17 protein-coding genes are annotated in these 21,418 nt (G+C 54.5%); 13 read left to right on the forward strand and 4 right to left on the reverse strand.

The features are described 5' to 3' along the window. Window positions 1–18: 18 nt before the first annotated feature. Window positions 19–3,156 carry an S-layer homology domain-containing protein gene (locus C7386_RS09295; RefSeq protein ID WP_110436244.1) on the forward strand — a complete coding sequence of 1,046 codons (3,138 nt, stop codon included), beginning with the start codon at window positions 19–21 and terminating at the stop codon, window positions 3,154–3,156. 501 nt (window positions 3,157–3,657) lie between these two features. Here the strand turns inward: C7386_RS09295 and C7386_RS09300 are convergent. From C7386_RS09300 to C7386_RS09310, 3 genes are all read right to left on the reverse strand, one after another. Continuing rightward, complete coding sequence (locus C7386_RS09300; protein WP_116705369.1) at window positions 3,658–4,344, reverse strand: PHP domain-containing protein; 687 nt, start codon at window positions 4,342–4,344, stop codon at window positions 3,658–3,660. Between the two features lie 140 nt (window positions 4,345–4,484). Next, entirely contained in the window at window positions 4,485–5,507 is a 1,023-nt protein-coding gene (locus C7386_RS09305; RefSeq protein WP_116705370.1) for a LacI family DNA-binding transcriptional regulator, read from the reverse strand. Window positions 5,508–5,639: 132 nt separating this feature from the next. Next, window positions 5,640–6,518, reverse strand: coding sequence for a PfkB family carbohydrate kinase (locus C7386_RS09310; RefSeq protein ID WP_207655868.1), 879 nt, complete (start codon window positions 6,516–6,518; stop codon window positions 5,640–5,642). Between the two features lie 276 nt (window positions 6,519–6,794). Between C7386_RS09310 and C7386_RS09315 the strand changes: the two genes are divergently transcribed. The 11 genes from C7386_RS09315 to C7386_RS09360 all read left to right on the forward strand — a co-directional run bounded on the left by C7386_RS09315 (window position 6,795) and on the right by C7386_RS09360 (window position 18,656). Then, a complete protein-coding gene (locus tag C7386_RS09315; RefSeq protein ID WP_165815522.1) occupies window positions 6,795–7,568 on the forward strand; it encodes an HAD family hydrolase in 774 nt (257 codons plus the stop codon). 1 nt (window position 7,569) lies between these two features. Beyond that, window positions 7,570–9,402 (forward strand): ABC transporter permease, encoded by a 1,833-nt coding sequence (locus tag C7386_RS09320; RefSeq protein ID WP_116705373.1) that lies wholly within the window; start codon window positions 7,570–7,572, stop codon window positions 9,400–9,402. A gap of 36 nt (window positions 9,403–9,438) precedes the next feature. After that, the gene (locus tag C7386_RS09325; RefSeq protein WP_110436250.1) at window positions 9,439–10,566 is read left to right on the forward strand and encodes an ABC transporter ATP-binding protein; all 1,128 of its coding nucleotides are present in this window, start codon (window positions 9,439–9,441) and stop codon (window positions 10,564–10,566) included. Window positions 10,567–10,631: 65 nt separating this feature from the next. Next, a complete protein-coding gene (locus C7386_RS09330) occupies window positions 10,632–11,867 on the forward strand; it encodes an ABC transporter substrate-binding protein (protein ID WP_116705374.1) in 1,236 nt (411 codons plus the stop codon). A gap of 80 nt (window positions 11,868–11,947) precedes the next feature. Further along, window positions 11,948–12,385 (forward strand): hypothetical protein, encoded by a 438-nt coding sequence (locus C7386_RS09335; RefSeq protein WP_116705375.1) that lies wholly within the window; start codon window positions 11,948–11,950, stop codon window positions 12,383–12,385. 11 nt (window positions 12,386–12,396) lie between these two features. Continuing rightward, a complete protein-coding gene (locus C7386_RS13475) occupies window positions 12,397–13,443 on the forward strand; it encodes an endonuclease/exonuclease/phosphatase family protein (RefSeq protein ID WP_165815523.1) in 1,047 nt (348 codons plus the stop codon). Window positions 13,444–13,445: 2 nt separating this feature from the next. After that, the gene (locus C7386_RS09340; RefSeq protein WP_158580885.1) at window positions 13,446–14,216 is read left to right on the forward strand and encodes an HAD family hydrolase; all 771 of its coding nucleotides are present in this window, start codon (window positions 13,446–13,448) and stop codon (window positions 14,214–14,216) included. 98 nt (window positions 14,217–14,314) lie between these two features. Next, window positions 14,315–15,016, forward strand: a complete 702-nt coding sequence (locus C7386_RS09345) for an MgtC/SapB family protein (RefSeq protein ID WP_110436254.1) — start codon at window positions 14,315–14,317, stop codon at window positions 15,014–15,016. Window positions 15,017–15,185: 169 nt separating this feature from the next. Beyond that, on the forward strand, window positions 15,186–16,835 hold the full coding sequence (locus tag C7386_RS09350) for a putative manganese-dependent inorganic diphosphatase (RefSeq protein ID WP_110436255.1): 1,650 nt from the start codon (window positions 15,186–15,188) through the stop codon (window positions 16,833–16,835). A 387-nt stretch (window positions 16,836–17,222) separates the two neighbouring features. Continuing rightward, window positions 17,223–17,948, forward strand: coding sequence for an MgtC/SapB family protein (locus C7386_RS09355; RefSeq protein ID WP_116705377.1), 726 nt, complete (start codon window positions 17,223–17,225; stop codon window positions 17,946–17,948). Window positions 17,949–17,963: 15 nt separating this feature from the next. After that, window positions 17,964–18,656, forward strand: a complete 693-nt coding sequence (locus C7386_RS09360; protein ID WP_116705378.1) for an MgtC/SapB family protein — start codon at window positions 17,964–17,966, stop codon at window positions 18,654–18,656. Window positions 18,657–19,008: 352 nt separating this feature from the next. Here the strand turns inward: C7386_RS09360 and C7386_RS09365 are convergent, their stop codons facing one another. Then, complete coding sequence (locus C7386_RS09365; protein WP_116705379.1) at window positions 19,009–19,911, reverse strand: AraC family transcriptional regulator; 903 nt, start codon at window positions 19,909–19,911, stop codon at window positions 19,009–19,011. 293 nt (window positions 19,912–20,204) lie between these two features. Here C7386_RS09365 and C7386_RS09370 point away from each other — a divergent pair, with 293 nt between their 5' ends. Further along, window positions 20,205–21,383 carry a Gfo/Idh/MocA family protein gene (locus tag C7386_RS09370; protein WP_116705380.1) on the forward strand — a complete coding sequence of 393 codons (1,179 nt, stop codon included), beginning with the start codon at window positions 20,205–20,207 and terminating at the stop codon, window positions 21,381–21,383. The last annotated feature ends 35 nt before the right edge of the window (window positions 21,384–21,418 follow it).

A 21,418-nucleotide genomic window follows, 5' to 3' on the forward strand; every position in this document is an offset into this window, starting at 1 on the left:
AAAGAGGGTCCGAGATACATGAAAAAGCGCATACTCAGTTTAGCTATATCCGCAGCACTGGTTTTGACGATGCTTCCCGCCGGGGCGCTGGCCGCAGGCGACAAGGGCACGCCGCCGGTATACAACAAGGCGACGGGCTGCTATGAGATCTCCACCCCGGACCAGCTGCTCTATCTGTCCGGCAGCTGGAAGGACGGCGCTCCTCGCGACGGACACTATGTTTTGACCGCCGACATCGATATGTCCGGTGTCAAGGGCTTCAAGCCCATCGCATCCAAGAAAGATAAGGGCTTTATCGGCACGTTCGACGGCCAGTTCCACGCCATCAAGGGACTGCGCGTGGAATACGAGAAGAAATACGCCGGTCTGTTCGGCTATGTCGGCAATCAGGACGATCAGGCGTACATCAAGGATGTTGCGCTGCTTGACTGCTACGTTACCGGCCAGCAGAACGTCGGTGCGCTGGCAGGTGTCAACTACGGCACCATTACCGGCTGCGTTGTCACCGGTGAGGTTAAGTGCCTGGATCTGTCCAACTCGCACACCGCAGGCGGCATCTGCGGCAAGCTGAAGGAGGGCGAAGGCCCGATCGTCGGTCATGTTGAGGACTGCTATATCAACGCAGACGTTTCCGCTCCGTATGATGCGGGCGGCGTTGCCGGCATTCAGGACGGCGGCGGCTATCTGGCACGCTGCTTTGCAGCCGGTACGGTCGATACCACCGCAAAGAGCGGCACGGTAGGTCATGCGGGCGGTATTGCAGGCTCGTTCAACGCCGGTGAAACGCTCAAGGACAGCGTTTCCGCACAGACCGTTATCAACGGCGTTGCAGATGTTGACAAGATCGTCGGCCAGCTCGATGATGAGGCAGCTACCAACATCACCGACAATATTGCATGGGAGGGCACGCTGCTGTCCGGCAACGAGCCGACCGAGCAGCCCATCAAGTGGGAGGACGTTTCCGCTGCAAAAATGCAGGACAAGGCCACCTATGAAGCACTCGGCTGGGATATGAGCAAGGTCTGGGACTGGAGTTCCTCCGGCAAGCAGCCTGTTCTGCGCGGCTATGATGCCTCCATCTTCCCCGCAGTGGATTACACCGTCAGCGGCACGCGCATCATTTCCCGCGCGCTGAACATCGCACCGCATAACGGCAAGGCCGAGGTCTCTGCCCGCATCGTCACCAGTGACAAGGTGCAGAGCGCGACGCTGTATTACGGCTATGATTCCGCCAAGGTCGATACCGCTGTTGCCATGAAGGAATCCGGCGGTACCTACACAGCTTCTCTGCCGACCGACAAGACCGGCGATATGTTCTACTACATCGAGGTCAAGACCGATAAGGAAACCGTAACCAAGCCGTACACCAAGTCTGAGCCGATCGTGCTGAATATTGATGACGGCAAGGTAAAGGGCGAACCCGACCAGATTACCATTACGCCGGATACCAAGCAGGGCGGTCTGCGCTTCAGCTGGCTGACTGACCCCGCTGTCACCAAGACCGTTATCCAGTACAAGGTAAAGGGTGCTTCCAAGTGGGAAACCAAGTCCGGCACCTCTTATGTAGAATCCGTAACCGCAGGCTATAAGGAAAAGGCGGCACATCGTGTGGAGATCACCGGTCTGACACCGTCTGCCGAGTATGTTTACCGCGTAGGCGACGGCGGTTCGTTTATGAGCGAAGAAAAATCCTTCACCGCCCCGAAGTCTGCAGCGGATAAGAGCTTTAAGGTGATTTTCTACTCGGACCCGCAGTCTGAATCTGTTGAAAATTACATGAGCTTCAAGGACTCCATCGACCAGGCACTCAAGATCTGCCCGAAGCCGGATCTGATGATCTCCGCGGGCGACACCACCCAGAACGGCTATAAGTCCACCGAATGGGAGGCATGCTTTGAAGTTATGGGCGATTACTACGCCAAGTATCCGACCGTTACCGTTGCAGGCAACCACGAGATGAAGGGCGACTGGAATTTCGTATCGTTCGCACAGCGCTTCAATATGTCGGGCGCAAAGACCGGCTATCCGCAGTTCGACCGCACGATGGGCTACTTCGAATATGGCGATGCTATCTTCGTTATCCTCAACGGCGAAGTCACTCCGGCGGATCAGAAGGCCGAGATCATGAAGAAAGAGCTCCAGTGGTGCAAGAGCGTGCTGGATGCTTCCGACAAGAAATGGCGCATCGTTATGACGCACGCAGGCCCGTATACCTCCAACCATGATCCGCTGGACGTTCGGGATTACTACATCAACGACAGCGAGTATTCGCTCGACGCTATGGGCGTTGACCTGTTCCTCAACGGCCATGACCATATCTATATCCGTTCTACCGTGAAGAACGATATCAAGGTCAACACCGGCGACGGCACGACCTATCTGACCGGCGGTACGGTAGGCAATAAGTTCTACGAGTACATTCCGGCTCGTTCGGACTACTCCACCGATTTCTACACCGATGAAGAGGATAAGCAGGTATTCTCCATCATCGAGTTCAACGAGGATTCCATCAAGGGCACCGCTTACCAGAAGCAGGACGAGGACAACTGGAACAGCTTCAAGGCAGTTGACAGCTACGAGATCCGCAACACCCTGCGCGAAGGCAAATCCGTTACCGATTATACCGACGTTCCGGCGAACGCATGGTACTACAAGGCGGCGGATTACGTCACCAAGAACGGTCTGCTCTCCGGCGACAAGGCGTATACGTTTGGCGCGAACAAGGCACTGACCCGCGCACAGGTCGCACAGGCGCTGTATAATCTGGCAGGCCAGCCCAAGACCAAGCTGACTGACAGCTTCAGCGATGTTCCGGTAACGCATCAGGCTCGCACGGCTATTGCGTGGGCGGAAAAGACCGGTATCATGGAGGGTGTCGGCGGCGGCAAGTTCTCGCCCGACCGCAGCGTCACCCGTCAGGAGGCGGCAACGCTGCTGACCCGTCAGCGCAAGCTGAGCGGTGAGGATACCGCGGCAGACGGCAGTATCGTCAAGCAGTTTACCGACGGCGGCACGATTGCCGACTGGGCAGCAGCAGGCGTAGCCTACTGTGCAAAGACCGGTCTGGTGCAGGGCAAGCCGGGCAAGGTATTTGCACCGAAGTCCACCATCACCCGCGCGGAGATGGCGACCATCATGCAGCGCATTGCAGCATGACCCTTTGAAAGATAAACCATAAACGGGGGCGCAGCCGACGGCTGCCGCTGCCCGGAACAGAAAAAACTCCGCAAGCGTTTTCGCTTGCGGAGTTTGCGTTTTCTGAGGAGCAGCTTACTTGCGGTTGGTGCGGTTTGCAGTGAACAGCTTAGCGGTGCAGGGATCGCAGGACAGCTCAAACATAGCGGTGTTCATCAGAAACTTGGAAAAATTCTTACGCATTGCAATTACCTCAATTCAGTCTTGTTTTTTTAACTGATGATATTCTACCAGATTATTTTGTGCAAAACAAGCGCAAACGTATACGGAATATACAATAAAATAAAAATACTTTTATGCAGAATGAACAATCGAAAAGGCAAACTGCACGAAACAAGAAGAATAAAAGGTAAAATACAACCGGAAAACGTTTGCGGTACACTGAGAATAAGGCGCGATGTATGAGAAAAAAGCTGCTGTTGCGTTGGAGCAACAGCAGCTTTTACATGGTATCGTTTTGTCTCAATCCTCGGTGCATTCGGGATGGATGATGGTATAGTTGCCCGAACGCAGCAGATCTGCAAGACCGAAGCTGTCTTCGGGGAGGGTGTCGGACAGAATACCGGTCGTACCCTGATCGCCGGGACGGTGGCAGTCCGAGCCGGCCGTCATGATGAGATGATGCTCCTTGGCATAAGCCAGCGCAAGATCGTTATGGCTGTCATGGCGGGGGTTGAGGTTGAGCACCTCGATGCCGTCCAGATATTCCGCCGGAGCGGGGGTGCATTTTTTGCGGAACGGGTGTGCCTGCACGAGCAGTGCGCCGTCTGCGCGGTATTGCGGGGCAAAGGCCGCCAGACCCTCGCGCATGACGCGATCCGGATCGGCCAGCAGGGCATCGTGAAAGCCGTACAGCAGATAATCATTGTCCGATTCGTCAAAACGCAGTTCAGCACCCGCATACACGCGGATATTGTACTTCTCCGCTTCGCGCTTGAGGCGGTGGTAGCCCAGCAGGAACGCCTGCGTTTTACTGCCGGGGGTGGTCAGATCAATTTCGGCATAGTCGAAGCATTCGCGGTTATAGTGGTCGGTGACGCAGATCGCGTCATAGCCGCACGCGGTATAATACTTCATAATGGCCTCTGCGCCAAGCCAGCCGCAGCGAGAGATATAGGTGGTATGCAGATGGGTTTCAATGCGGTACATAAGCTCCTCCTTTTTGTGTATGAGAATGCCGCAGGATTCTGCGGCATTCTCGATCAGCAGCGCTGCGGTTGACCTGTTGGTGTATTGTGTGTGATAAAAGGGCTAAGAGAGAAAGGCGGTCGGTGCGCAGTGCTGTGGATTTACTTTTTTGGTGCGCGGCATGAGCTGCGCGAAACCAGTGTCGGACGGATCATGCGGTGCGTGAACTCGTCCTGCTCATCCGAATCAATGATGCGCGTGAGCAGATCAACGGTGGCTTCTGCAAGAAGCTGCTTGCGCTGATCGATGGTGGAAAGCTCGATCTTTGGCAGTGCGGAATAAATGATGTTGTCAAAGCCGAGCAGGGAAATATCCTCGGGGATAGAGATGCCGTATTCGTCTGCTGCCTGCAATACGCCGAGCGCCATGGAATCGGTCGAGGCGAAGATCGCAGTGGCGGAACAGCCGTTTGCGAACAGCTCCCGGCTGAGTGCACAGCCGATGTCGATCGAGGAGCAACCATGCGGATTGTCGATGACCTGCGGGGTGATACCTGCTTTTTCCATCATTTCGGTAAAGCCGCGCAGACGAAGCTGGTGCGTCAGGCTGTTGGGGCGGTTGCCCAGATAGACAATGTCACGGTGGCCGAGCTCCAGCAGATGCTCTGCTGCCAGACGGCCGCCTGCCAGATTATCAATGCAGACCGAGTTGACCTCATCGCCGCTGACGAGTGCCGGTGTTCCGAGCAGAACGGTGGGCAGTCGGGGAGCGAATTTCTGGATCATGGTTCCTGCATCCTGCTGTGAACTGGCGAGGATGATGCCGTCCACCTGATGACTGATCAGAAAACCGAACAGCTCTTCGGTCACTTTGGTGTCATTCTGCCCATTGCACAGGATCACATTGTAGCCGAGGCTGCGTGCGTGCGTTTCGATGCCGAGAGAGAGTTCGGCATAGAACGGATTGGTCACCTCGGGAACGATCAGGCCGATGACGTTGGTTTTGTTGCAGATCAGACTGCGTGCGAGTGCATTGACACGGTAGCCCTCCCGTCGGCAGATTTCCAGGATCCGCTGGCGGGTTTGCTCGCTCAGTTCAGGCGAATTGCTGAGTGCGCGGGAGACGGTAGAAGTCGAAACACCGGCAATGCGGGCGATATCTTTGATGGTAATGTGCTGTCGCATAGATGCCGCTTCCTTCCCATAGTAGATTAGTAAGAATATAATACCGCATTTGCCGGGGAAAGACAAGGATAACGGCAGAAGGCGCGAAAAATATCAGATGTGCTTCAGGTGTCGAAGCGGTTCCGGATGGGCTCAGGCGTAAAATTCCTTGATATAGTCGAGGACAGCCTGTTCGGGACCCTGCAGCGGACCGGGGGATTCCATTTTGAGCGAAACGGCTGCGGTAGCGAACAGCAGCGCATCCGGGATGGAAACGCCCATCATGCGTTTGGCAAGATAAGCGCCGAAGGTGGTATCGCCGCGTCCGGTGCGGCCGGACAGATTGCGTGCCTTGACCGGGCAGGTATAATAGTCCTTGCCGTCGTAGACCAGCATTTCGTTGTTGTGCGAGATCAGGATCTCCTTGGCACCCCATTCATAAAGCTGCTTGGCGGCGGCGCGGCGGTCGGTCAGACCGGTGAGGATCTCGGCTTCTGCCGCATCGGTTTTGAGAAAATCGAAATAGGGGAGATAGGTCAGCTTATCTTTCCAGTCGTGGAAGTTCATCAGGCCGTTTTCGTTGTGTCGGAGAAATCCCTGAATATCTGCGGATACCTTGCCTTTTTGGGAAAGCGCGGGGATCAGCTCGTTGGGGAAATCGCCGTACAGCAGACCGGCCAGATGATACAGGCCGCAGTCCACATCGGGGATCTGATCGGGAGTGATTGCATCCGACTGTGCCAGGCATTCAGCCTTGCGGCGTTCGCGGTCGGCGGTGAAGTAGGTGTTCTGCATCAGGGTGGTGCATTGGGCGGGCAGCACGGCGATATGGTCGCTGTCCAGATGAAATGCATCCAGTACATCGGTATCGTCCGGATGGATCTTGACTGAAGCGAAAAGGTTTGCGGAAGCGGCTGCAGCAGCGTATGCACAGAAGAATACAGCGCCGCCGATTTCGCGGACTTCCTGACCGGTATAGTCGATATTGATGTCTCGAGTGGCGGGTCCGATCAGCATAAGATCATATTTCATACGAATCCTTCTTTCTCATTTCTACGGAAACGTTTGCGTTGATTACAGTATACGGGAATACGGAGAGAAAAGCAACTGTGCATAATTAACGAAAACACCTGGATTGAAATTGTGAATATCATAAAACTTTGATAGAAGAATGTGATTTTTTATTGACATAGCCGGGAGATAGTGGTACGGTTGAATCAAGAAATGAAAACGTTTGCGTAAAACGCGATGCAAATGAAAATGCAAGAGTACAAGAGTAGAGAAAAAAGAGAAGCGAGAGGAGTTGTTATGATACAAGCTGTTTTCTTCGATATTGGAGGCACCGTACATACACAGGACGCTACCCCGGAGAGTGACCGCGATTATATCCGCCGACTGTGGTGCTTCCTTCATATGAATCATATTTACACAGCAGAAACGCCGGAGCAGCTTCTGGAGCACATCAATGCAGGCGCCAAAGCATACAAGTCCTATACCGAACAGGAACTGATCGAGCTGCCGCCGGATATGATCTGGCAGAAGTTCTTCCTGAAGGACTTTGACATTCCGGCAGAAAAACTTGCGGGACTGGGCGAAGAGCTCTGCTACATGTTCGACCGATACCGCAAGCACATCGTCAAACGCGAGGGGCTGAAGGAAACGCTGGAGGCTCTCAGGCAGCGCGGATATCGGCTGGGTGTAATCTCCAACATTATGAGCACGACCTTCGTACCGCGTATTCTAAAGGAACACGGCGTCGATCAGTATTTCGAAACGCTCACCATGAGCAGCGTCTGCGGCATCCGCAAACCGCGGCCGGAGATTTTCGAGATCGCGCTGAACGAAATGAGAATCGGGAAAGAACAGGCGGCTTACGTCGGAGATACCATCTCCCGCGATGTGCGCGGCGTGCGGAACGCCGGATGGCCGCTGATGATTCAGATCGATAACCCTCGCATTTATCACAAGGACGAAAAGTACCGCGGCATGGGGTATGAACCGGATGTCAAGATCGGTTCGCTGCCCGAAGTGGTGACCGCGGTGGAACAATACAATCGGAATTTGAAGGAGGGGCAAAACTGAAATGAAACCAAAAGATCAGAACTACTCCAAATCCAGAAGGTTAAAGAACCAGATCAAGGCGGTTGTCACCAACCCGTATAACCTGATCGTGCTGATTGCGATCGTGCTGCTGACCTACTTGATCGTTTTTCCTCTGCTGGATATGATTTCGACCTCGTTTACGCTGGCACAGAAGGATGCACGACTGGCGGGCGGCACAGCGGGATCGTTCACACTGTATTACTGGCAGCGCCTGCTCGGCAGCGCACTGACCAAGCAGATGCTGCTCCAGCCGCTGCTCAATTCGCTGCTGATCGGTGTCTGCGTATCGTTCTTCGCTATCCTGATCGGATCGGTTCTTGCATGGCTGATGGTCCGCACGGATCTTCCCTTCAAGCCGTTCTTCTCGCTGGCAGTTATCATTCCTTATATGATCCCGAGCTGGTGTAAGTCGCAGGCTTGGCTGACCATGTTCAAGACCGAACGCATCGGCGGTGCGCCAGGCTTCCTGATGAGTCTTGGCATCAATGTTCCCGACTGGCTGGCATACGGTCCGGTCGCGATCATCACCGTGCTTTCGCTTCATTATTACGCATATGCGTATCTGCTGGTTTCCGCAGCACTGAACTCCATCAACTCCGAGCTGGAGGAGATGGGCGAGATCCAGGGCGCCGGCAAGGCGACCATTCTCCGCAAGATCACCTTCCCGCTGGTACTGCCGGCTATGCTTTCCGCCGTTATCCTGACCTTCTCCAAGGCGATCGGCACCTTCGGCGTTATCAACTACTTGGGCTCCAAGGTCAATTTCGTGACCCTGTCCAGCCAGCTGTACATGAACAGCAAGTCCCAGAATACCCAGACCGCGTTTGCCATGGCACTCATCATGATCTGCATCGCTTCGATCTCGGTATTTGTTAACCAGAAGCTGATCGGCTCGCGCAAGTCCTACGCCACCATCGGCGGCAAGGGCGGCCGTTCCACCCCGATCCGTCTGGGCAAGCATAAGCCGCTGATCACGGCCGTGCTGTTCCTGTTCTTCGTTTTCGGCATCATCATGCCGATCGCACTGCTGATCCTCGAGTCCTTTATGCTCCGGCAGGGCGACTACTCGCTGTCCAACCTGACGCTGCACTACTGGATCGGCGATCCGATCGCAACGGTAATGGAAGGTCAGCCGGGTATCTTCAAGAATGCTAACTTTATCAATTCGCTGATCAATTCCCTCAAGCTGACGTTTGTAAACGGTGTATTCGGCACCATCTTCGGCCAGATCATCGGTTATATCTGCGCCAAGGGCCGCGGCAAGCTGCACGGCAAGGTCGTAGAGCAGCTGGTATTCATTCCGTATCTGATCCCGTCCATCGCATTCGGCGGCATTTTCCTGTCGATGTTCTCCGCTCCGCAGCAGCTGTTCGGCGTAACGCTCGTTCCGTCCCTGTACGGCACGTTCGCACTGCTGACCATTACCTCGGTCGTCAAGCATCTGCCGTTCGCTTCCCGCGCCGGCACCTCCAATATGCTGCAGATCGGCGGCGAGCTGGAGGAAGCAGCTGAGATTGCAGGCGCAGGCTTCTTCAAGCGCTTTATCCGCATTGTATTCCCGCTTTCCAAGGGCGGCTTCATTTCGGGCTTCATGCTGATCTTCGTTTCCATTATGAAGGAACTCGATCTGATCATCCTGCTGATGACCCCGAAAACCTCCACGCTGCCGTATTTGGCATTCCAGTATCAGAACAGTAACTCTCCGCAGGCTTCTGACTGCGTGGCAATCGTCATGTTCTCCATCGTATTCCTGGTATACGCACTGGCGAATATCTTTGGCGACGCAGATCTGGCGAAGAGCATGGGCGGTTGATCCGCATGGTATAACCGGAAAAAAGGAGTTTGGAAAATGAGCAAAATTGAACTGAAGCATATTGATAAATTCTACGGTAAGAACCACATTCTGAAGGATGTAAACCTCACGATTGAAGACGGTGACTTTATGACGCTGCTCGGCCCGTCCGGCTGCGGCAAAACCACCACGCTGCGTGTAGTATCCGGCTTGGAGAAGCCGCAGAACGGCACCATTCACATGGACGGCAAGGAAATCGTCAACGCTGCGGAGGCTCATTTCGCGCCTCCGAGCGAACGTGACCTCAACCTGGTATTCCAGTCCTATGCATTGTGGCCGCATATGACGGTGCGCGAGAACATCGCGTTCGGTCTGAATATCCAGAAGCTGCCCAAGGATGAGGTAGATCGCCGCATCAAGGATGCCCTTGGACGAATGCAGATCGGCCAGTATGTAGACCGTTACCCGTCCGAGCTGTCCGGCGGCCAGCAGCAGCGTGTTGCAATCGCCCGCGCTATCGCTTCCGAGCCGCATCTGCTGCTGATGGATGAGCCGCTGTCCAACCTGGATGCAAAGCTCCGCGTGGATATGCGCAGCGAGCTCAAGCGTCTGCACACCGAAACCGGCACGACGATGATCTACGTTACCCACGATCAGGTCGAGGCGCTGACCATGTCCACCAAGATCGCGATTTTCCGCGAAGGCATCATCATTCAGGTGGCACATCCGCTGGAGCTGTACAACAACCCCGCCAATCTGTATGTAGCAGACTTTATCGGCAACCCGCGCATCAACTTTGTTGACGGCAAGGCAGAGGTTTCCGCTTCCGGTCTGACAGTAAACAGCGTGCTGGGCCGGATGACATTCCCGGCCGATCATCTCAAGGACGAGAATATGCCGCAGGAAGCATCGTTCGATGCAGTGCTCGGCATTCGTCCGGAGCAGATTGCCATCAACACCTCGCGTCAGTCCCCGTCCGACATCGAAGCGCATATCTACACCTCGATGCCTGCCGGCTCCGAGACTCTGGTCACCGTCAAGGTCGGCGGCGTGAGCATGGTCATCAAGGCACTCGGCATTACGCATTACAACCCGGATCAGGTGGTCTATCTGTCGATCGATACCACCAAGATCAACGTATTTGATAAGAAAACCGAAAACCTCATCAAGTATTCGGTTGAATAAGCACCATACCAGCAATTCACACATTCACAAGAAAAGAAGAGAGGAAACTGAAGGAGGAAAAACAAATGTTACAGCACAAGCGCACTTTAGCAGGTATTCTGGCAGCAACAATGATGTTCTCGCTGACCGCGTGCGGCGGAGGCGGAGCGACGACGGACCCGGGCAGCGATGCTGCGCAGGATCCGAATGAGGCAGCGGCAGCGGGCACGCTCCAGCTGAGCGAGTGGGAAGAGTCCTCCGGTATCTTCAACACGGATGAGACCGATGAGGAACTGTACGAGAAGGCGAAGGAAGAGGGCAAGGTAACCATCTATTCGATTTCCTCCCGTATCACCAAGGTCGCCAATGCCTTTATGGAGAAGTATCCCGGCATTGAAGTAGAGCCGTTCGATATTTCCACCAACGAGCTGCTGGAAAAGGTCACCCGTGAGTATGATGCCGGTCAGCACGTTGCCGATGTGGTGCATATCAAGGATCAGGACGGTACGCTGTACAACGAGTATATTCTGGCGCGCAAGTTCTATAACTACAAGCCGGCAGATATCCTGTCGCACATTGATGAAAAGTACACCAAGACGCAGACCCCGATGTATGTCGAGCTGACGCAGCTGTTCTACAACAGTGAAGCCTATCCGGACGGTTCTCCGGTGACGAATATCTGGCAGCTGACCGAGCCGGAGTGGAAGGGCCGTGTCATGATGCAGAACCCGCTGGACAACCTCGCATGGGGCTCCTGGATCACCGGTTTCTGTGTAGGCGATGTTCCGGATCAGCTGGCTGCTTCCTACAAGGAGCTGTACGGTAAAGAGCTGACGCTGTCCGACGGCTGCGAGAACGCAGGCTATGAGTTCCTCAAGCGTCTGCATGACAACGAACCCATCTTCACCTCTTCTTCTGACGAGATCGCGGAAGCTGTAGGTACCAAGGGTCAGACCAACCCGCCGGTTGGCTTCTGCGCTTCCTCCAAGCTGCGTAAGAACGAAGATAACAACTGGTGCCTCGCTCCTGTAAACCTTGAGCCGACCACCGGTATCCCTGCAATCAACACCCTGTACGTTGTCGGCGAGTGCGAGCATCCGAATGCTGCCAAGCTGCTGATCCGCTTCATGATGGGCGGCGCAGACGGCGATGTATCCGGCTACAAGTACTTCAATACGCTGGGCGGCTGGCCGGTACGCGATGATATCGAACCGGCTGAGGGTTCCACCCCGTACAGCGAGCTGCACGTTTCTGATTTCAACGTTACCGATATCTATGAGAACATCAACCCGGTTCGTGATTTCTGGACGCTGCTTGGCTAAGTAATCAAAAGAGAAAACGATACGGACGCGGCAGGCTGAAAAGCCTGCCGCGGATAGTAAAAGCGGAAGGAGCATACAGAATGGCTTTATTCGTAACCAAGGAAGGCAAGCGCAAGAGTCCGATGGCAGTTACCTGCTTTTTCGTGGACCTGCTGTTCTGCCTGGTATTCGGCGGTATGTATGCACTGCTGACCGGCGTACTGCATGACCATCTGCCTCTCGGCGGAGGCATGGCAGAAAACTGGATCCACTGCGGTCTGATCGCTGTGGTGGGCACTGCGGTCTGCTGCATCCTGTTTCTGCTGCCGGACAAGCGAATCGTGCCTTACAGCTTTGCGAGCCTGCCGGTTATCACGATCATGTGCGTGGTCGCAGCGTTCCAGCTGGAGCCTGCTGCTCGGAATATGATGCTGTATGTGACCTTCCTGTATACCCTGATGCCAATCCTTGTCGGCAACGCAGTATCGTGGACGGTATATTTCAAGCTGTGCAAAAACCCGATGCCGCGCCGCCTGTAAAGGGGAGCAGTATGGAAAAACTGACAAAAGAATGCGTGCTGCAATCTGCGGCACGGTTGGAGCAGGAATCGCAGGATGCGGTGATGCGGGATATTCCTCAGTTTTTTGAGGCGGAGATCGTGACCCGGTTTGCGGGTGCGGCGCCGCAGAAGAAAGAACTGAATCCGCTGGTGTTCAACATGGAGCGGGGCATATGCCTTGCCGAAACGGTGGATTTTCTCAGGGGATGCCCGGCGCTGCGGCCGTATGACCTGATCCTGGCCAATGAACTGGATAGCGGCTGTGCCCGGTCGGGTGAGCGGGATACTGCCGCAGAGATCGCCCGTGCGCTGGGAATGCAGTATGTGTTCGGGCTGGAGTTTGTCGAACTGAAGGACGCTGCACACGGGTTTCACGGCAATGCGATCTTTTCGCGCTGGCCGATCCTGTGGGCAGAGGTGCTCCGCCTGCCGGAGCAGTATAACTGGTATTACGATCGACAGAAGCGCATCGGCGGCCGCAATGCGGTTTTTGCAAAGCTGGATGTGCAGGGGCAGGAGGTCGGCGCGGTATCCATCCATCTGGAAAACCGGACGAGCGGCGCGGGACGCCTGCAGCAGATGAAGGCTGTGCTGCAGGAGGCCGAGCGTGTATTTCCGGGGATTCCCGTTGTGCTGGGCGGCGATCTCAACACCAATACCTTTGACGGACGCGACAAGGCGGTGATTCGTCATCTGTGTGACGAGCCGGAGGAGCTGGCTGCGGCGATCGAAATGATCGACCGGTATGAACCGCTTCTGCAGGACTGCACTGCAGCAGGCTATGCATGGCGGGAGGCTTCGGGCGGCGCGGACTGCACACGGCGCAAACCGCTGCCGGAAGGCGGCTGCCTGCATATGAAGCTGGATTGGCTGCTGCCGCGCGGCTTTACCGTGCACTGCAGCAGTGTGATTTCTACACTGACGGCAGACTGCGGCTTTGCTGCGCCGGACAGTGCGCTGGCCCGGTATGCACAGCCGGAGCTGAGCGATCACAATGTGGTTCGTGCCTCCCTTGCACTGCCGCAGAAGGAGGAGTAAACGTGATTAAGACTATATTATTTGATATGGGAGGAACGCTCGAGGATATCTGGTATAATGATCAGACGATCCGCACGGTTACCGGAGAGCTGCGGACGTTCCTCGATGAACATGATCTGGGTACAGGCTGCAATGACATTACCTTCTGGAACAAGCTGAACAGCGGTATCCGTACCTACAAACAATGGAGCGAATCCAACGAACTTGAGAAAAAACCGGAGGAAATCTGGCCGGAGTATTATATGGCGGACTTCAATCTGAACCGTGAAAGGCTGCAGGAGGTAGCGGAACGGCTGGCCGGCATGTGGGAAGTGACCTATTATCACCGCGAGCTTCGTCCGAAGGTCAAGGAAACACTGGAGGAGCTGAAAAAACGCGGGTATCATCTGGGCGTCATCTCCAATACGGCATCGCTTTATTCGGTGTTCGATGTGCTGGAGCAGTACGGAATCCGCGATTATTTTGAAGATGTTACCCTGTCCAGCGTGACCGGATACCGAAAACCGCATCCGTCTATTTTCCAGATCTCGCTGCGCCAGATGCAGGCGAAGCCGGAGGAATGTGCCTATGTGGGCGATACGATCTCGCGTGATATCATCGGTGCAAAGCGAATGCATTTCGGTGCCGCGATCCAGATCCAGTCGTTCCTGTCGGCGCAGAAGGATGCCGGTGTAGATGCTGCTTACCAGCCGGATCATATCATTCGGGAATTGCCGGAGCTGGTAGATTATCTGGAGGAGCGAAATCGAGCAGAGCGCTTGACGATGCAATAAGAAAAAGAACGTAACCGTAACAATCTCTCTCTCTTTTTCTGACCGTACCCTGCCATTGCAGGGTGCGGTCAAATATTTTAGACAGGAGGGAAACGAAAATGGGGAAAATTACAGTGGTGGATATCGTGCTGCGGCTGCTGGGTGCAGTGATCGTCGGGTTTGCCGTCGGCGCGCAGCGCGCACGAACCTCGCATCCGGCGGGAATCCGCACACATATTCTGGTAGCACTCGGCTCGTGCGTGGTCATGGTGACAAGCTGCATCATGTATGAGCAGACGATCGCGGTATTCGGCACAACGCCCTCTGACCCGGCGCGACTGGGCGCACAGGTCATCAACGGCATCGGTTTTCTGGGTGCCGGTGCGATCCTGCGTGAGGGATTTACCGTTCGCGGACTGACAACGGCGGCCAGTGTCTGGGTCGTTGCCTGTCTCGGTCTGTCGGTCGGCATGGGATACTATGTGCTCACGGCGGTCGGTACGGTGATTGCCTTTGTAACGCTGGTGGCGTTTGACGGGATTCAGGAGAAAATCCGCACCAGAAGACGCCCGGAGCTGGATCTGCAGATCGAATGTGACCACATGGGTGACATCATGGTGGAGCTGTCGCATCTGGCAGAACGGCATTTCGCAAAGCTGCTTAATCTGTCCTTTGGCAGAACTCCGCATAACACCTACATCATCAGCTTCCGTGCAAGCTTTCCACCGCACGGATATGAGTCCGCGCAGAATGCATTCTGTCAGGAGCTGGCAGGTGTTTCCGGCATGATCCGCATGGAAAATCAGATTGACCATATCTAAACGATACCTAATTATGCGGTATTGTCCTATTTCTTCCCGAGGAGGAACAGCAGCACCCGAATCAGTGGCATGGTCGGTGCTGCTGTTTCCTTTTACCCGCAATCATACACCGTCGGGAAAACCACAGCAGTTCCCGCGGTCATTTCTCAGACAAAGGAGTCGGTACAGTATGAACCCGGTTTTTGTTATCGGACACCGTAATCCGGATACAGATTCGATCTGCTCTGCGATCTGTTATGCAGAGCTTAAGCACAGGCTGACCGGAGAACCATATATCCCCTGCCGGGCAGGCCATGTCAATACAGAGACCAAATTTGTCCTTGAGCGCTTCGGTGTAAAAGCACCGCGGTATATCAAGTCGTTTGAGCCGTGTCTGAGCGATGTACAGTATCGCAGGATCCCCGGTATTGATGAGGAGATGTCGCTGCACCGCGCATGGAATTACATGAACGAAAATGATATTCAGACGCTGGCCGTTGTCGATGAGGACCGTCATCTCAAGGGACTGCTGACGCTGAGTGATATTGCGCGCTTCTATATGGAGGACAAGGACGCGAACGCATTGGCGGAGGCCGGCACAAGCTATCGCAATCTGGTGGATGTATTGGATGGTACGCTGATTGTTGGTGATATCGAAAAGCGGTTCGAGCAGGGCAGCGTGGTGGTTGCGGCAGCCAATCCGGATGTTCTGGAGGATTATATCGGGCCGCATGACATGGTCATTCTCGGCAACCGCTATGAGAGTCAGCTCTGCGCCATTGAGATGAATGCGGGCTGCATTATTATCGGGCTCGGCGCGAAAGTCTCGCGTACCATCCGCAAGCTGGCAAGTGAAAATCAGGTATCCATCATCGCAACGCCGCTGACGACATACAGCTGCGCCAAGGTGGTCAGTCAGGCTGTGCCGGTGCGCCATGTCATGCGCCGCAGGGGACTGATCACCTTTGAACCCGATGACGTGGTAGAGGATGTAAAGCGCGCGGTATCCAAAAAGCGTATGCGCTACTATCCGCTGCTGGATGAGCAGGGACGGTATATCGGAATGTTTTCTCAGCGCAATCTGCTGGATCTGGAGCGTCCGTCGGTCATTCTGGTCGATCATAACGAGCGGGATCAGGCGGCAGACGGCATTCGTTCGACTAATATCATTGAAATCATCGACCATCACCGCATTGATTCGGTTGAAACGAGCGGGCCGATCTATTTCCGCAATCAGCCGCTCGGCTGTACTGCGACCATTATCACAGGAATGTATCATGAGCATAATGTGCCGATCGAACCGAAAATCGCGGGTCTGCTGTGCTCTGCGATTCTATCGGATACACTGATGTTCCGTTCTCCGACCTGTACGCCGCTCGATCGCGCCGCCGCAGAGGAGCTGGCGCAGATCGCAGGTCTGGACATCAGAGAGTATGCAACGGAGATGTTTCGCTCCAGCTCGCGCCTGCGCGACCGTTCGATGGATGAGCTGTTCCACATGGATTTCAAGTACTTTCAGGTACAGAATAAAAAAATCGCCATTTCGCAGATCACGAGTGTCAGCGAGAATGAGCTGAACGGCATACGGGATAAAATGCTGGACTATATGGAGGACTATCTCAAGACGAGCGGACTGTCCATGCAGTTTGTCATGCTGACCGATATCATCGAGGAAAAGACCGAACTGCTCTATGTCGGCAGGGGCGCAAAGAATCTGGTGCATACCGCGTTCCGCAAGGAATGCGGGGAGCATTCGGTCGTGCTGCCGGGTGTAGTCAGCCGCAAAAAGCAGATGGTAACGCCGCTGCTCAGCGCAATGGAGGAGGAAGGGACCATGTAAGGCGGAAGCGCCTTGTGCTGCGTGCAGGCGCAGTTCGTGCGATACGGAACGAATACCCCCGTCCTGCACAATCTGTGCAGAATGGGGGTATTTGCGCTCTGCGGAAGGGAAAAAACAGTTCGGAGAGGCCGTATCAAAATAAAAATTTTCACAAATGCAGATATTTAGAACTTAATATATAATAATACGGTGATAATTAAATACACAAACGTTTGCGAATGTACAAATTACACAAAAATAAACAAAATACTTCTTACAATGTGAGGGATGAAACTTTGCCTGATTCGGTGTTATACTGTATATATACCAAGGAGTACGGTGTGTAAACCGACCATCAGCGCAAACGTGTGCGTAACGGTTTCCGCAGGAAATGAGGAGGAGCAGAACATGACAGAAACGATTGCATATCTTCGCGAATTTCATTTTGCATCGGTCGTGCTGCGGCTCGCCCTTGCGATGCTGCTCGGCGGCTGCATCGGTCTGGAGCGGGAACGAAAACGCCGTCCGGCGGGCTTCCGCACTTATATGCTGGTGTGTCTGGGTGCGGCGCTGACCGTGCTGCTCAGTCTGTATGAGTATACGCTGGTAACCGGCCCGTGGTCGGCGCTTGCAGCCGAGCTCGGTATGAAAACCGACGTTTCCCGCTTCGGCGCACAGGTCATCAACGGCATCGGCTTTCTCGGCGCAGGCACGATTCTGGTCACCGGTCGTCAGCAGGTCAAGGGACTGACTACCGCCGCCGGATTGTGGGCTTCAGCGTGCACCGGCCTTGCGGTCGGCGCGGGATTTTACGAATGCGTACTGATCGCGTTTGCTATGATCTTTCTGAGCATCCGCCTGTTCCCAATCGTGGATGCATACATTCAGGAAAACGCGCGCGACATCAATCTGTATCTGGAGTTTAACTCGATGGATGATGTCAGCACGATCATCAATCAGCTGAAGGCGCAGAATGTGCAGATCTATGACATCGACATCGAGCGCAACCGGAGCGGTGAGCAGCTGCATCCAAGCTCGATCTTTTCGATCCGTCTGAATGAAAAAATACCGCATACGCAGCTGCTGTCCGAACTGGCCGGGCTGGATTGCCTGTGCGCGATCGAAGAGCTGTAACGGGAGGAAGGCAATATGTTATCTGTTTTTGACGGTCTGCGCAGCGTTACCACACTCTCTGTGTTTGTGCGTCTCGCCTGTGCATTTATCTGCGGCGGCATCATCGGCATCGAGCGCTCGTACAAGCGTCGTCCGGCAGGCTTCCGCACCCATATCCTCATCTGCATCGGTGCAGCGATCACCACGCTGACCAGTCAGTATCTGTATCTGAATATGCATTATTTTACTGATATGGCGCGTCTGGGCGCGCAGGTTGTTGCCGGCATCGGCTTCATTGGCGCCGGTACGATCATCGTTACCAAGCGGCAGAATGTGAAGGGATTGACAACGGCGGCCGGACTGTGGACCTCGGCCATCATCGGTCTGGCGTTCGGCGGCGGCTTTTATGAGGGCGGCATTCTGGCCACCGGCTTTATCATGCTGGCAGAGCAGGTGTTCTCGCGGCTGGAGTACCGTGTGCTGGAGCACGTTCCCGAGATCAATGTGTATATGGAATACGAGGATAAAACGTGTCTGGACGATGTGCTCCAACTCTACCGCGGCTGCAATGTCAAGGTGTTGAATATCCAGATCACCCGTGCGGCGGAAAACGAGGAGCACAATGCCTGCGCCATCTTCACACTGCGCCTGCCGCGCAGCTGTACGGTAAACCGTTTGATGACACTGGTCGGCAAGCGTAAAGGCATCGTGTCGGTCGAGGAACTGTAAAACAGAACAAATCTATTGCATTTCATCCTTTCAGGCAACACCGCATAATGAGACAAAAGGCGATTTGCGAGCAGGTTTTGCGTGCTGACGAGGCTCGGTTTTGCAGTAATACTTGATGTATTACTATGAAAGCGCAGCAAAGTCAGGGCGCGGAATTTCAGCAAAGCGCCGCAGCAGCGCGACCGGAGTCTGCGCAAGAAGCTGTGGTTCTCGTTATGCGGTGTTGTCTTAACAGACCGTGAACCTTTTAACGCGCACTGGCGTGCGAATTATTTAAATTGCAGGAATAGGACCTTTTTGACAGACTGAGACGCACATCTTGCGATGTGCGTCTTTTTGCATATTTGCACGGTTACAGCTCCGGTACATCTGTATCTATGAACGGCACATCGGTTTTGCATACCGCATCAATCGCTTTGGACATATGCCGGATACGGTACTGCCGCGGTGACGTACCGACCTTCTTAACAAACAGGTTGATCAGGCTGCCGCTGGTCGAGTAGCCAACCTCCTCGGCGATTTCCGCAATCGGCTTCTGCGTGCGCACAAGCAGGACTTTTGCACGCTCAATACGCGAGTTGATTACATAATCGGCAGGGGAGAAGCCGGTGCGGCGCTTGAACATATGCGCGAAATAGGATGCGCTCAGGCACACGGTAGACGCCAGCTCCTCCACGGAAATCGGCTGACCGATATGCGAGCGAATGTACTGGATGGCCTGCTCGACCGGCGTATCTGCTGACTGCTCGGCGGCACTCGGCGAGAGCAGCAGGTCAAACATGCGGTAGATGCGTGCCGAGCGCTGCATGTCGGTCTCTACACCGTTCTCATCGTAAAAGCGCACCATGTCGTACAGCAGATTGCCGATCAGCGTGTTGTTATCGCGGCGGATGAGCCAGCCGTGCCGGTCGGTGATGCGGCGGCACAGCTCACGCGCGTTCGAGCCTTCAAAGTGCATGTAAACGAACTCCAGTCCGTCCTCGGCGTGGTAGTAGTGCGGCTCGATGCAGTCGAGCAGCAGTATGTCACCGGCCTCGGCGACATGGAATTCACCGTGGTACTCCACGCGGAAGCGTCCCTTGCGGATGTAGGCGATGAGCAGCGGCGGATAACTGTCGCGCTTCATAAAATAGTTGGCGGTGCAGTAGTAGTGACCGCACCATGTCGGGTAAAACAGCAGCTCTCTCGCGGTCTGCGACGGCGTAAACGGAAAACAAACCGACTCACTTCGGATGCCGGGATCAACACTTTGCATATACTCTTCTCCTTCCTTATTTTGCCCTCATAGAATCCGTGAACGAAATAGCAGGATTGATGAACTGGTTTTCTGTGTTTTCTCACAGAAAGCAGGATTGATGAACTTTACGGCAGAAACGCTTATTGAATATATCCATAAAACATTTTATACTTAGGGCAGAAGTTAGGGAATAGATACAATAAACAAAGATAAATCGAATTTATTGTATGTATTTCACAAAACATCAAAATTAGCAGTACAAAAACAGAATCAAACACTTTTTTGCAAATCAAAGAAAGAAGGAAAACATTATGTTTATCGGTGAAAAGAAAATTGATCGTCCGTTCCGTTGGGGTATCGTAGGCGGCGGCCGCACTTCCGGCGTTGGCTACAAGCATCGTCTGGGTGCTATGCGAGACAACACCTCGTTCGTACTCAAGGCTGCAGCGTTCGACCTGGACTTCGCCCGCTGCGTAGACTTCGGCAAGAACCTGAACATGGATGAGGAACGCCTCTATCCGGATTACAAGACCATGTTCGCTGAGGAAGCAAAGCGCGAGGACGGCATCGAGGCTGTTGATATTGCAACCCCGAACTTCCAGCACTTTGAGGTCTGCAAGGCAGCTCTGGAAGCCGGCCTGCATGTAATCTGCGAGAAGCCGCTGTTCTTCAAGGTTGAGGAAGGCGAGGAGATCAAGAAGCTAGCTGAGGAAAAGGGCAAGATCGTTTGCGTAACCTATGGCTTCTCCGGTTTCGACCTGCTGAGCCAGATGCGCTCCATGGTCCTGAACGGTGACATCGGTGAGGTTACTATGGTAGACCTCCGCTACGCACACGGCTTCGCCTGCGACCCGACCGGCGACAAGCAGGCTGAGGGTCAGAAGTGGCGTGTTGATCCGGCAAAGTCCGGCCCGTCCTTCGTACTCGGCGACCTGTCCACTCACACCTTCTACATGTCCGAGCTGATCTGCCCGCAGCTGAAGCTGAAGCAGCTGCTGTGCGACCGCCAGAGCTTCATCAAGTCCCGCGCACCGCTGGAGGACAATGCTTACGTCCTGATGCGTTACGAGAACGGCGCAGTTGGCCGTATGTGGGCATCTGCGGTTAACGCAGGCGACATGAGCAGCCAGCACATCCGCATTGTCGGCACCAAGGCTTCCCTCGAGTGGAACGACATGCATCCGGATGAGCTGTACTACGAAGTACAGGGTCAGCCGCGTCAGACGCTGGTTCGTGCAATGGATTACCTGAATCCGGAAGCTCTCGAGTACGAGCGCCTGGGTGCTCTGCACTACACCGGCCTGATCGAGTCCTGGAGCAACCTGTACACCCGTTTTGCTATCGCAATGGATGCAAAGAACCGTGGCGATGAGGAAACCCTCAAGAATCTGGTTTACCCGGATCTGGAGCACGGCATCGACGGCATCCGCTGGGTAACCAAGTGCGTAGAGTCCGCTGACAAGGGCGGCGTATGGGTAGATTTCAAGTAAGTCTCCCGATTTCCATCTAAACTAAGATACTCTCT

Origin of the sequence: Agathobaculum butyriciproducens, from assembly GCA_003096535.1 — a bacterium.
GTDB classification, from domain to species: domain Bacteria; phylum Bacillota; class Clostridia; order Oscillospirales; family Butyricicoccaceae; genus Agathobaculum; species Agathobaculum butyriciproducens.